General features: G+C 69.1%; 11 protein-coding genes. 3 read left to right on the top strand and 8 right to left on the bottom strand.

What is annotated here, in order from left to right; translation table 11 throughout:
- Positions 1-295 precede the first annotated feature (295 nt).
- Entirely contained in the window at positions 296-826 is a 531-nt protein-coding gene (locus tag Q0116_RS02715) for a winged helix-turn-helix domain-containing protein (protein WP_004599026.1), read from the top strand.
- A gap of 21 nt (positions 827-847) precedes the next feature.
- Here the strand turns inward: Q0116_RS02715 and Q0116_RS02710 are convergent, their stop codons facing one another.
- A complete protein-coding gene (locus Q0116_RS02710) occupies positions 848-2,068 on the bottom strand; it encodes an acyl-CoA dehydrogenase family protein (protein ID WP_297885279.1) in 1,221 nt (406 codons plus the stop codon).
- A 199-nt stretch (positions 2,069-2,267) separates the two neighbouring features.
- Between Q0116_RS02710 and Q0116_RS02705 the strand changes: the two genes are divergently transcribed.
- Positions 2,268-3,335, top strand: a complete 1,068-nt coding sequence (locus Q0116_RS02705; protein ID WP_297885277.1) for a phosphotransferase family protein — start codon at positions 2,268-2,270, stop codon at positions 3,333-3,335.
- Between the two features lie 27 nt (positions 3,336-3,362).
- Here Q0116_RS02705 and Q0116_RS02700 read toward each other — a convergent pair whose 3' ends face one another.
- Genes Q0116_RS02700 through Q0116_RS02670 form a run of 7 tightly spaced genes read right to left on the bottom strand, consistent with a single transcriptional unit; the run spans position 3,363 to position 10,722 of the window.
- Complete coding sequence (locus tag Q0116_RS02700) at positions 3,363-4,190, bottom strand: SDR family NAD(P)-dependent oxidoreductase (protein ID WP_297885275.1); 828 nt, start codon at positions 4,188-4,190, stop codon at positions 3,363-3,365.
- Positions 4,187-5,836, bottom strand: a complete 1,650-nt coding sequence (locus Q0116_RS02695) for a long-chain fatty acid--CoA ligase (protein ID WP_297885274.1) — start codon at positions 5,834-5,836, stop codon at positions 4,187-4,189. Before Q0116_RS02695 ends, Q0116_RS02700 begins: the two co-directional genes overlap by 4 nt.
- Positions 5,829-6,542: an ABC transporter ATP-binding protein gene (locus Q0116_RS02690; protein ID WP_004599036.1), complete on the bottom strand. Its 714-nt coding sequence runs from the start codon at positions 6,540-6,542 to the stop codon at positions 5,829-5,831. The genes Q0116_RS02695 and Q0116_RS02690 overlap by 8 nt, the downstream gene beginning before the upstream one ends.
- On the bottom strand, positions 6,539-7,312 hold the full coding sequence (locus Q0116_RS02685) for an ABC transporter ATP-binding protein (protein ID WP_004599038.1): 774 nt from the start codon (positions 7,310-7,312) through the stop codon (positions 6,539-6,541). The genes Q0116_RS02690 and Q0116_RS02685 overlap by 4 nt, the downstream gene beginning before the upstream one ends.
- A complete protein-coding gene (locus Q0116_RS02680; RefSeq protein WP_004599040.1) occupies positions 7,309-8,490 on the bottom strand; it encodes a branched-chain amino acid ABC transporter permease in 1,182 nt (393 codons plus the stop codon). Before Q0116_RS02680 ends, Q0116_RS02685 begins: the two co-directional genes overlap by 4 nt.
- A complete protein-coding gene (locus Q0116_RS02675) occupies positions 8,487-9,380 on the bottom strand; it encodes a branched-chain amino acid ABC transporter permease (RefSeq protein WP_297885269.1) in 894 nt (297 codons plus the stop codon). The genes Q0116_RS02680 and Q0116_RS02675 overlap by 4 nt, the downstream gene beginning before the upstream one ends.
- A gap of 16 nt (positions 9,381-9,396) precedes the next feature.
- On the bottom strand, positions 9,397-10,722 hold the full coding sequence (locus Q0116_RS02670) for an ABC transporter substrate-binding protein (protein ID WP_008368048.1): 1,326 nt from the start codon (positions 10,720-10,722) through the stop codon (positions 9,397-9,399).
- A gap of 194 nt (positions 10,723-10,916) precedes the next feature.
- Between Q0116_RS02670 and Q0116_RS02665 the strand changes: the two genes are divergently transcribed.
- Positions 10,917-12,278, top strand: a complete 1,362-nt coding sequence (locus Q0116_RS02665; RefSeq protein WP_159358634.1) for an NAD-dependent succinate-semialdehyde dehydrogenase — start codon at positions 10,917-10,919, stop codon at positions 12,276-12,278.
- Positions 12,279-12,336 lie beyond the last annotated feature (58 nt).

Raw genomic sequence — 12,336 nt, 5'->3', positions numbered from 1 at the left:
GCGCCGCCGGTTCTCGTTCCCGAGGAGATCGAGCAGTACCGCGGAGTCCATTAACATGTGGTTAGCGTTCTGCGTATAAAAGGCTGGCTTCCGGCGACGGACGCGTCGAGCGGAGATCGAAGGACGGGACGGCGGGTGAAGCGGTTCGTTCGTGCTCGCTTTCGCCCGCCGCTGAGGCGGTCGCCCCCGAGCGCGTGCGGCTCGCTCGCTCGACCGCCTCACGCTGCGACGTATCTCGATCTCGCCGCGGCGGCCCAAATACTGATTACCGTGACGGCGCACCCTTACGGAGGGAATGCCTGAGAAACAGCCGCGTCCCGAATGGAACCTCTCCGAGCGGGACACGATCATCTTACAGGAACTCGCGCGCGACCCGCAGCTCACCTCCCGCAGGCTCCGGGACCTCCTCGACGAGGAGTACGACATCGACGTCTCTCACGTCACCGTCAACGAGTCGATCCGGCGGATGCGCGAGGACGGGGTGTTCCGGGAGGCGCTCGTCCCCAACGAGGAACACCTCTTCTTCTCGCTTTTCGAGTTCCAATTCAACCCCGAGGGGTTCGAAGAGAACTGGCGGGACGCGCTCGAACACATTCGGTCGAGCCGCCACACGTTCATGTACTTCCTCTCCGACGGCGACTACCAGTGGAAGACCATCATGATGTTCAAAGACCGCGAACAGGAGTCGAAGTGGATCCACGAGTTCTACAAGGAGTACGGCGAGCTCATCACCAACCTCCGCAACTCCGTCGTGACGAACGTCCTCAAGTTCGGGACCGACCCCGAGCTGTTCGAGGTGTTTCAGGAGGACGGCGACGACGAGTGACCGTCGTCATCGGTCACCGAATCAGTCGAACTCCCCGAACCGAGTGACGGCCTCCAGCTCCTCCGTCGGCGGGTCCTCGAACGCGTCCCGCGCGATCGTCCGCCGGTGGACCTCGTCGGCGCCGTCGACGATGCGGAACTGCCGGACGTTCTCGTGGAAGCGCGCGATCGGCAGGTCGTAGGCGATCCCGTTCCCGCCGCAGAACTGGAGCGCGTCGTCGATCGCCTCCTGGACCACGTTCGCCGCGAACGTCTTCGCCATCGCCACCTCGATCCGCGCCTCGTGGCCGTCGGCGATCCGGCCGGCCGCGTGCCGCACCATCGTGCGGGCGGCGTGGAGCTCGGTCCGGCGGTCGGCGATCCGGAACCGCGGGCCCTGCTTCTCCGAGAGCGGCTCGCCGAACCCCTCCCGCTCGGAGAGGTAGGCGGTCGCGATGTCGAGCGCGCGGTCGGCCATCCCGGCGTACCGCATACAGTGGGTGAGCCGGGCCGGCCCGAGCCGCCGTTGGACCAGCGTGAACCCCTCGTTCTCCTCGCCGAGCGTGTTCTCGACCGGGACCCGGACGCCGTCGAACCGGATCTCGGCGTGCGTCGTCCCCACCAACCCCTCGCCGAGGTGCGGGATGTTCCGGACGATCTCGACGCCGTCGGCGTTGGCGGGCACGAGGATGACCGAACAGCCCGCGTACGGGTGCGCCTCCTGGTCGGTGCGCGCGAACGTCAGGAACACGTCGGCGTCGAGTCCGCCCGTCGTCCACCACTTGTGGCCGTCGATGACCCACTCGTCGCCGTCCTTCTCGGCGGTCGTCCCCAGCATCTTCGGGTCCGACCCTCCGCCCCCCATCGGCTCGGTCATCGCGAAGCCGGAGTCGATCTCACCGGCCGCGAGCGGGCGGAGCCAGCGCTCCTTCTGGTCCTCGGTGGCCGCGATCTCGAGGGTGTGCATGTTCCCCTCGTCCGGCGCCGCACACCGGAGCGCGGTCGGGCCGAGCAGGCTCCGTCCCGCCTCCTCGAACACGGGGAGCATCTCGCGGAAGCCGAGCCCGAGCCCGCCGTACTCCTCGTCGACCTGCGGGGCGTAGATCCCCTCGTCGCGCGCGGCGTCGCGCAGCGCCTCGATCTCCGCCGGCGGGATCGGCCCCCGTCCGAGCCACTCCCGCTCGACCGGGAGCACCGTCTCCTCGACGAACTCCCTGACAGCTTCGGCGACCTCCGGTCCGCGTCCGATGTCGTCGTACTCCATACCGCCCCTTATTTAGCAATGTAAATAGTGGTTCCGGCTATTCTCCCAAAATTCTATATGAGGGGAAACTGATACCCAATGTACCGAAAAATAGATTTACAATGTTAGCCAAATATGCGACAACCGATGAAAGCCGTTCGGGCATAGATCGGTCTCCCGCCGTTGCCTCCGGACCGCGTCGAACGGAGGACGACCGGTCGTGACCGACCCCGACTACCTCGACAGGCTGGTCGACGACGACGCGCTCGGGACGTATCTCGCGGCCGAGTTCGGGCCGGTGGACACGTTCGACGTCGAGCGACACGCCGAGGGGCACTCGAACGAGACGCTGTTCGTCACGTGGGGCGACCGCGAGCTGGTCATCCGGCGGCCGCCGCCCGGCGAGACGGCCGACACGGCCCACGACGTGCTCCGCGAACACCGCGTCGTCGACGCGCTCGGAGACACCAGCGTCCCGGTGCCCCAGACGCTGCGCGCCTGCGACGACCCCGCGGTGCTCGGGAGCGACTTCTACGTCATGGAGCGCGCCGACGGCGACGTGCTGCGCGACGCCGAGCCGAAGCGGTTCGCCGACCCGGCCGCCCGCGAGCGGGTCGGGGTCGAGCTCGTCGACACGCTGGCGGCGATCCACGCGGTCGACTACGAGGCGGTCGGCCTCGGTGAGTTCGGTCGCCCGGCGGGGTACACGGGCCGGCAGGTCGAGCGCTGGACGGACCAGCTCGACTGGGCCTTCGGGACGACGGAGTCGGTCAGGGAGGTACCCGACCTGGTCGCCGTCGGCGACTGGCTCGCCGACAACGTGCCCGACGAGCACCCGGAGACGCTCGTCCACGGCGACTTCAAGCTCGACAACGTAATGTACGGGCCCGGGACGCCGCCCGCGGTCGTGGCCGTCTTCGACTGGGAGCTGTCGACGCTCGGCGACCCCCTCGCCGACCTCGGCTGGCTGCTGCTGTTCTGGTACGACGAGGGCGACCCGGACCCGGCGATGCCCGACCTGATGTCGACGTTCACCGCCCGCGAAGGGTACCCGACCCGTGCGGAACTGATCGACCGGTACGAGGCGGTGACGGGCCGCGAGTTCGCCCACGAGCGGTTCTACCGCGCGCTCGCGGCGTACAAGATGGCCGCGCTCGGCGAGATGTTCCTCGCGCGGCACCTGAACGACGACAGCGACGACCCGCTGTATCCGAAGATGGAGACGCAGGTCCCCGAGCTCGCGGCGCGGACGCTCGCGTACGTCGAAGGCGAGACCGAGCGATTGTAGGCCCGCAGTCGGGCCGCGGGCGGCGACTTACCGCGCCGTCCAGCCGCCGTCCGCGGCGAGCGTCTCGCCGGTGACGAAGCTCGCCGCGTCGCTCGCGAGGAAGACGACCGGGCCGGCGATCTCCATCGGCTCGGCGAAGCGGTCGAGCGGCGTCCGGTCCAGGATCGATTCTCGGAGCCGCTCGTTCTCCTGGAGCGTCTCCGTCAGGTCGGTCGCGACGTAGCCGGGGGCGACGGCGTTCACCCGCACGTCCGGCGCCCAGTCCATCGCCGCGCTCTTCGTCAGCCCGACCAGCCCGTGCTTCGACGCGACGTACGGATGCTGTTTCGGGAGGCCGACCTCCCCCGCCACGCTGGCGACGTTGACGACGCTCCCCTCGGCCTCCCGGAGGTGCGGGCCGGCGGCCCGGAGGGTCCGGAACGCGCCCCGCAGGTTCACGTCGAGCACGCCGTCGACCGCGTCCGACTCGATCTCGCTCGGGTCGCCGAGCGCGTCCCCCGGGTTGAACCCGGCGTTGTTGACGAGGACGTCGAGCGAGCCGAACGCCTCCACAGTCTCCTCGACGAGCGCGGCCACGTCGTCGTCGTCGGTCACGTCGGCGGTGATCCCGCGCGCCTCGACGCCCATGCCGCGGGCCTCGTCGGCGACGGCCTCGACCTCCGCGGCCGTCCGAGCCGAGGGGACGACCGTCGCCCCCGCCGCGGCCAGCCCGAGGGTGACGGCGCGCCCGATCCCGCGCCCGCCGCCGGTGACGACGGCGACCTTCCCCGAGAGGTCCGGGAGCGCGTCGCCCGGCGTCGGGGCGGCGGCGTCCGCCCCGTCTCCGTCGGCCGACGGCGCGTCGTCGCCGCTCATTCGCCGCCCCCCTCGCCCGGGGCGTACGGGAGCTCCGGCTCCTCGACGGTCTCCCGCAGGGTCTTCTTGTCGAACTTCCCGGTCGCGGTCTTCGGGATCTCCTCGCGGAACCGCACGTCGTCCGGGAGCCACCAGCGCGGGAACTCCTCCTCGAGGAACGCCCGGACGGCGTCCACGTCGAGCTCGCGGCCCGCCTTCGGCACGACGAACGCCAGCGGCCGCTCCTGCCAGCGCTCGTGCGGCGCCGCGATCACGACGGCCTCGGCGACGTCGTCGTGCGCCATCAGCGCGTTCTCCAGCTCGATGCTGGAGATCCACTCGCCGCCCGACTTGATCACGTCCTTGGCGCGGTCGACGACCTCAATGTACCCGTCCTCGTCGACGGTGGCGATGTCGCCGGTGCGGAGCCAGCGCGCGCCGCCGTCCTCGGCCGCGACGAAGTCCGTCTCGTTGGCCTCCGGGCGGTCGTAGTACTCCCCGACGACCGTCGGCCCGCGGACGAGCAGCTCGCCGAACGCCTCGCCGTCCCAGGCGATCGGCTCGCCGTCGTCTCCGACGACCCGCATCTCCAGCCCGGGCGAGAGCAGCCCCTGTTTCGCCCGCTTGTCGAGTTCCGCCTCGCGGTCGCCGTCCGCGGTTCCGGAGGCCGGCCGCGAGACCGAGCCGATGCTCATCGTCTCGGTCATCCCCCACGCGTGTTCGATCGTCACGTCGTGTTCGTCCTCGTACCGGCGCATCACTTCCCGCGGCGCGGCGCTCCCCCCGACGACGATGCGTTCGAGCGAGGAGAGGTCGCCGCCGTGCTCGTCCAAGTGGTCGAGCACGTCGATCCACACCGTCGGGACCCCGGCGGTGAGCGTCACGCCCTCCTCCTCGATCAGCTCGACGAGGTCGGCGGGGTCCGGGGACGGCCCCGGGTACACCTGCTTCGCGCCCGCCATCGTCACGGCGTACGGGAACTCCCAGGAGTTCACGTGGAACATCGGGACGACCGGCATCACCACGTCGTCCTCGGCGATGTCGAGTGCGGCGGGCGTCATCACCATCATCGCGTGGGCGTAGATCATCTTGTGGGTGTACTCGACGCCCTTCGGCTGCCCCGTCGTGCCGGAGGTGTAACACATCCCGGCGGGGTCGTCCTCGGAGAGCGAGGGCCACGATTCCATCGGGTCGGCGTCCGCGATCAGCTCCTCGAACGCCGACAGCGGCAGGTCCGCCTCCGTCTCCGGCACCGTATCGTCCATGACGACGACCTCGCGGACGCCGTCGATCCGGTCCCACAGGCGGTCGAGGATCGCCACCGCGTCGCGGTCGACGATCAACACGTCGTCCGCGGCGTCGTTGATGATGTACTCGACGTTGTCCTCCTGCAAGAGGAGGTTCACCGTGTGAAGCTGTGCGCCGGAGAGGGGGACCGCGTAGTACGCCTCGAGGTGTCGGTGCGTGTTCCACCCGAGCGTCCCGACGCGGTCGCCGGGCTCGACGCCGAGGTCGGCGAGCGCGGTCGCGAGCCGCCGGACGCGGTCGCCGAAGTCGGCGTAGGTGTAGCGGTCGACCCCGTCGTGGGTGCGCGAGACGACCTCCGTCTCCGGGAAGAGCCGCGTCGCCCGCCAGAAGAACGGGCGGAGGGTGAGCTCCTCAGGCATCGGCGCTCCCCACGGAGAGGTACGTTTCGAGGAGGTCCTCGCGGTCCCGGATCTCCGCGACGGTGCCGTCGAAGACGATCTCGCCGGTGTCCATGATGTACCCCCGCTCGGCGAGGTCGAACGCGAACTCGACGTTCTGTTCGGTCAGCAGGACGGTGACGTTCTGGTCGACGACCGTCTGGACGATCTCTCGCAAGTCGTCGACGATCACCGGCGCGAGCCCCTCGGTCGGCTCGTCGAGCAGCAGCACGTCGGGGGCCTGAACGAGCGCGCGGGCGACCGACACCATCTGCTGTTCGCCGCCGCTGAGGTTCCGCCCGTTGCTGCCGCGGAGATCGTCGAGCGCCGGGAACAGCTCGTACATCTCCTCGACCGGCCGCGGGTCGCTCGCCAGGTTGTGGGCCAGCCGGAGGTTCTCCTGAACGGTCAGCGTGGGGAACACCCGGCGGTCCTCCGGCACGAGCGAGATTCCGCGCCCGTTGATCTCGTCGGACGACAGCCCCGCTATCTCCTCGCCGCGGTACGTGATCGACCCCGAGCGCGGCGGCGACGCGCCGACGATCGACCGCATCGTCGTCGTCTTCCCGGCGCCGTTGCGCCCGAGCAGCGTCACCACCTCGCCCTCGTCGATCTCCAGTGAGACCCCGTGGAGCACGTGGCTGTTCCCGTAGTACGTGTCGATGTCGTCGACCGTGAGTATCGTCATACGCTATCACTCCCCAGGTACGCCTCGGTCACCCGTTCGTCCGTGAGCACGTCCTCCGGCGCCCCGTCCGCGAGGATCGACCCCTCGGCGAGCACGACGATCCGGTCGGAGATATCGGTGACGACGTCCATGTTGTGTTCCGTCACGACGAACGTGGCGTCGAGGTCCGCGTCGAGCTCGCGGATCAGCGAGACGATCTCCGTGACCTCCGTCGGGTTCATCCCCGCGGTCGGCTCGTCCATCAGGAAAACGTTCGGCTCGATGGCGAGCGCCAAGGCGATCTCGACGGTCCGCTTCTCGCCGTGGCTCAGCGTGTCGCAGGGCGTGTCCGCGATGTCGGTGAGCCCGGTGAGCTCCAACAGCTCCTCGACGTCGGCCTCGACCGACTCGTCGCCGGTCGCCCGCGAGCGGAAGTCGAGCCGGGTCCCCTCGTGGCTGATCCGGGCGACCCGCACGTTCTCGCGGACGGTGAGCCCCTCGAAGATGTTCGTTATCTGGTACGAGCGCGAGAGCCCCGCCTGCGCCACCTCGTGCGGCTCCGCGTCGGTGACGTCGGCGAGCTCGTCCCCCTCTCCGCTCCGGAGCCAGATCGACCCCGACGTGGGTTCGAGCACGCCCGTCAGCAGGTTGTAGAACGTCGTCTTTCCGGCCCCGTTCGGGCCGATGATGCTGGTGATCTTGTCGTCGTCGATCTCGATGGAGACGTCGTCGACGGCGGTCAGTTGGCCGAACTGTTTGCGGAGGTCTTCGGTCTTGAGAACGGTCGTCACGAGTTATCACCTCTGTCAGCGCGCGCGTTGTCGTCGCCCGATTCGGCTCCGTCGTCCGTCGCAGCCGTCGCCTGCCCGCCGTCGTCGCGGGCGCCGCCACCGCCACTCCCCGCGTCGTCGGCGTCTCCGTCCCCGAACAGTCGGTCGCGGAGCAGCAGGAGACCGCCGACGGCGCCCTGCTTGAAGAACAGCACGACGGCGATGAGCAGCGCGCCGAAGAACAGCTCCCAGTACGCTTCGAGCGCCGGGAAGCGGCTGATCGCCCACCGGATGTACAGGAAGATGAACGCGCCGACGATCGGGCCGTAGAAGTAGGTCGCGCCGCCGATCACGGTCGCGATGACGGCGATCGCGCTCGTCGACCAGTGCGTGAGCCCGGGTGACGCGACGCTCGCGAGCCCCGCGCGCAACACGCCGGCGATTCCGACGACCGCCGCCGAGACGATGAACGTCATCCACCGGTGGTGGCTGACGTCGATCCCGAGCGCGGCCGCGCGGTCGGGGCTCTCGCGGATCGCCTTACAGACGGTCCCGAACGGCGAGTTGACGACGCGCCACACCCCGTACACCGCCGCGACCACGGTGACGGCCGAAATGGCGTAGTAGATCCGACGGCCGCCGATCCGGAGGCTGAAGCCGCCGAGGTCGACGGTCCCGAGCAGGACGATTACCCCGTCGGTCCCGTTCGTCAGCCCCGCCGGGTCCTGGATGATGAGCGAGTAGCCCAACATCCCGAACGCGAGCGTGATCAGCGCGAAGTATATCTCCTCCAGCCGGACGCTGAGCCACCCGACGGGCACGGCGAGGGCGACGACGAGCGCGAGGCCGACGACGCCGCCGAGGACGAACGTGACGAGCGGCGAGATCCCGGCGCCGACGACGTCGGCGATCACCGGGCCGAGGTCCCGCAACACGATCGCGATCCCGTACGCGCCGCCCGCGTAGAACAGGCCGTGACCGAACGACAGCAGGCCCGTGTAGCCGTACAGCAGGTTGAAGCCGAGCGCGAACAGCGCGACGACGAGGAAGTCGGTGAACAGGTACACCTGGAACGGCGGCGCGAAGGCGACGAGCACCAGCGCGACGGCGCCGAGGAGGCCCAACCGCTCGCGGGTCCACCCCTCGGCGACCGCCGAGCCGAACCGGCTGACCCGGCCGCCCGTGTCGGTCGCGCTCATTCGCCGATCCCCCCGAACAGGCCCTCGGGACGGATCAGCAACACGATCACCATCGCGAGGAAGGGGATCGCGATGCTGCCGGCGCTGATGAACTGCGGACCGAGGCTCTGCATCATGCCGATGAGCATCGCGCCGACGAAGGCGCCGCTCATGGACCCGAGTCCGCCGATGACCACGACGATGAACGCGTCGATGATCACCTGGTCGCCGAGCGCCGGACTGGTCGACTGGAGCGGCGCCGAGAGCGCGCCGCCGAGCCCGGCCAACACGCTCCCGAGGAAGAAGACCCCGGTGTAGAGCCGCGGCACGTCGACGCCGAGCATGGCCGCCATCTCGCGGTCAGAGGAGGTCCCCCGGACCAGCGAGCCGAAGTACGTCCGCGTGATGAACAGCCACAGCGCGGCGAGCACCCCCACGGCCAGGCCGATGACGACCAGTCGGTACGCGTTGAACGTGCTCCCGCCGAGCGTCACGGAGAAGTTGAACACGTCCGGCGGGTCGATCGAGTACGACCCCGACCCCCAGACGAACCGGACCGTCTCGTGGATCACGAGCACGAACCCGAACGTGACGATGAGCTGGTCGAGGTCCGAGTCGACCCGGTCGTACAGCCGGCGGATCGCCGAGAACTCGATCGCGGCGCCGACGACGCCGACGGCGAGCGCGCCGACCACGGCGGCGACCCAGAAGTTGTCGACGACGTTCGAGACGACGGCGAGGGTGACGTACGCACCGAGCATGTAGAACCCGCCGTGCGCGAAGTTGAGCACGCCGAGCACGCCGAAGATGAGGCTCAGACCGACGGCGATCAGGAAGAGCCGACTCCCGAGGCTCAGCCCGATGACGACGTCGGCGATACCGATCAGTGGAACGAGTGATGTGAGACTCATGAGAACGGCGACGGGCTTAGATACCCGTCGGGAGGTCGGAGTCGCCGAGCGCGTCCGACAGCACGTCGGGACCCGCCTCGTACCGATTCACGGGGTCGAGCACGTTGCTCTCCCACTCCTCGTCGTACGTGACGGTGCCCCAGATGGACGAAACCGTCGCCTGGTTCGTCTCGGTGAACTGGTACTCGCCGACGGGGCCCGAATGCTCCATGCCGGTGAACTCGTCGACGAGCGCGTCGGGCTCCGTGCTCCCGGCCGACTCGATCGCCTCCTTGTACAGGTGGAGCGCGCGATACGCCCCCTCGGCGTTGTACGTCGGAAGGGAGCCGTACTCCTCGTAGTACGCCTCGCGGAACGAGTTGTTCGCCTCGGTGTCCGGGACGAACGGATCGTACCGGGTGGAGGCGTACTCCCCCTCCGGGAGCGGACTGCCGTCGCTCGGCAGGTCCGTCCCCATCCCGACGCTGAACAGCGTGTGGTCGATCTGGTCGAACCAGCCCGCGCTCTCGGCCTGCCCGATGAACGTCGTGAGGTCGGCCCCCCACAGCGGCGTGAGCACCGCGTCCGGGTCGGCGTCGAGGATGGAGCTGATGAACGGCGTGTAGTCGCTCGTCGCCAGCGCCGGGAACTGCTCGGCCGTGAACTCGGCCTCGACGCCGAGCCCGTCGCAGTACGCCTGGAAGTAGTCCCAGGTCTCGTACCCGAACGCGTAGTCCGGGCCGATGGTGGCCCACTCGGTGGCGTCGAGCTCTTGGGCGGTACGCGCGGCCCCGTAAACGTCCTGTGCGAGGCTGTTGGAGTCGCGGAACACGTACTCGTTCCCGACGGAGTCCTCGTGTTCGCCCTGCGGCGAGGTGACGAACGGGGTCGCCGCGTGCGTGATCATGAACGGCATCTGGAGCTGCGAGATCTGCGGCGCGACGGCCTGCGCGACGCCGCTGGAGTCGAGCCCGAACAGCCCGTCGACGTTGTCCTCCTGAACGAGGCTGCGGATCTGCTGGATCGCCGTGTCGCCGCTCGCCTCGGTGTCACGGACGAGCACCTCGACGTCTCGGCCGTCGATGCCGCCGTTGTCGTTGATCTCCGACACCGCGAATTCGATCCCGCGCTCGGCCTCCTCGCCGTACAGCGACGCGAACCCGGAGAGGATGTAGGCGGCGCCGAGCGTCACCGGGCCGCCGTCGCCGCCCCCGCCCGAACAGCCGGCGAGCGCGACCGCCGTCCCCGCGCCGGCGGCTTGGAGGAAGCGTCGCCGCCCGACCGGCGCTCTGCGTTCCGAACTCGTCTCAGCGGCGTCAGCCCGTTTATACTTGTTTTCGGTATCGCTGTCTTCGGTTACCATTGTTAACAATCGTCCGTGACGATCGCTCTCCACATAAATATGCGGGTCTATGACACACGGACGTATGGGAAATTTATGTCTCTCCCGAGATCCCCGGCCTGAACCCGAATCGGCCGGTCCGAACGCGGGGGTCGGCGGCCCGTCTTCCGGCGTGACTACTATTACAACGACTGTACAACGTTCACACACCTCTCATGAACGTGGTAAACCCGGCGACCGGAGCACAGATCGAAACGTACAACGAACACGACGCGGACGACGTCGAAGCGGCGTTAGGTCGGTCGGTGCGAGCGTTCGAGGACTGGCGGACTCGCCCGCTCCGGGGCCGCGAGCGGCTCCTCGCGAACGCGGCCGACGTGCTCAGAGAAAACAAGCGGGAGTACGCCGAGACGATGACGCGGGAGATGGGGAAACCGATCGCGCAGGCGATCGGCGAGGTCGAGAAGTGCGCGTGGGTCTGCGACCACTACGCGGAGCACGCGAGCGCGTACCTCGAAGCGGACCACCACCCGAGTCCCCCGGGCTCCGCGGTCAAGACCGAGTACGAGCCGCTCGGCCCGGTCCTCGCGGTGATGCCGTGGAACTTCCCGTTCTGGCAGGTGTTCCGCTTCGCCGCGCCGTACCTCACCGCCGGGAACGTGGGAATCCTCAAGCACGCGTCGAACGTGCCCGGATGCGCGCTCGCGATCGAGGAGGTGTTCCGCGAGGCCGGATACCCCGACGACGTCTTCCAGTCGCTTTTGATCCCCTCGGACCTCGTCGACGGTCTCCTGACGGACGACCGGGTCCGGGCCGCGACGCTGACCGGGAGCGGGCCGGCCGGGCGCGCGGTCGCCGCGAGCGCCGGCGAACAGCTCAAAAAGACCGTCCTCGAACTCGGCGGGAGCGACCCGTTCCTCGTCCTCGACGACGCCGACGTCTCGGCCGCGGCCGAGACGGGCGCCTGGGCGCGGAACCTGAACGGGGGGCAGTCGTGTATCGCCGCGAAGCGCTTCGTCGTCCACACGGACGTGTACGACGCGTTCCTCGACGCGCTGGTCGACGAGATCGACGCCCTCGTCGTCGGTGACCCGACCGACGAGGCGACCGACGTCGGGCCGCAGGCGCGGGAGGACCTCATGGAGTCGCTCCACGAGCAGGTGACGGCGAGCGTCGACGCGGGCGCGACGCTCGTGACCGGCGGCGAGCCGCTCGACCGGGCGGGGGCGTTCTACCCGCCGACCGTCCTGACCGACGTCCCCGATGGCTGCCCCGTCGACACCGAGGAGACGTTCGGGCCGGTGGCCACGGTGTACGAGGTCGACGACGAGGAAGCGGCGATCGAGACGGCCAACGACACCGAGTTCGGGCTCGGCGCGAGCGTCTGGACCGAGGACCGCGACCGCGGCGAGCGCGTGGCGAGCCGCATCGACGCGGGCTGCGTGTACGTGAACCAGCTCGTCAAGTCCGACCCGCGGGTCCCCTTCGGCGGCGTCAAGGACTCGGGCTACGGCCGGGAGCTCTCCGAGGCCGGGATCAAGGAGTTCGTCAACCGCAAGACCGTCTGGGTCGAGTGACCCCATCGAAGGGTAGTTACCCGCCGGGCGGCACGCTGGGGTATGGAGACGGCACTCG

The sequence above is a fragment of the uncultured Halorubrum sp. genome (genome assembly GCF_937146585.1).
Classification (GTDB): Archaea; Halobacteriota; Halobacteria; order Halobacteriales; family Haloferacaceae; genus Halorubrum; species Halorubrum miltondacostae.
The sequence above is the reverse complement of the archived record's forward strand: the minus strand, read 5'-3'. Positions and strand labels throughout refer to the sequence as shown.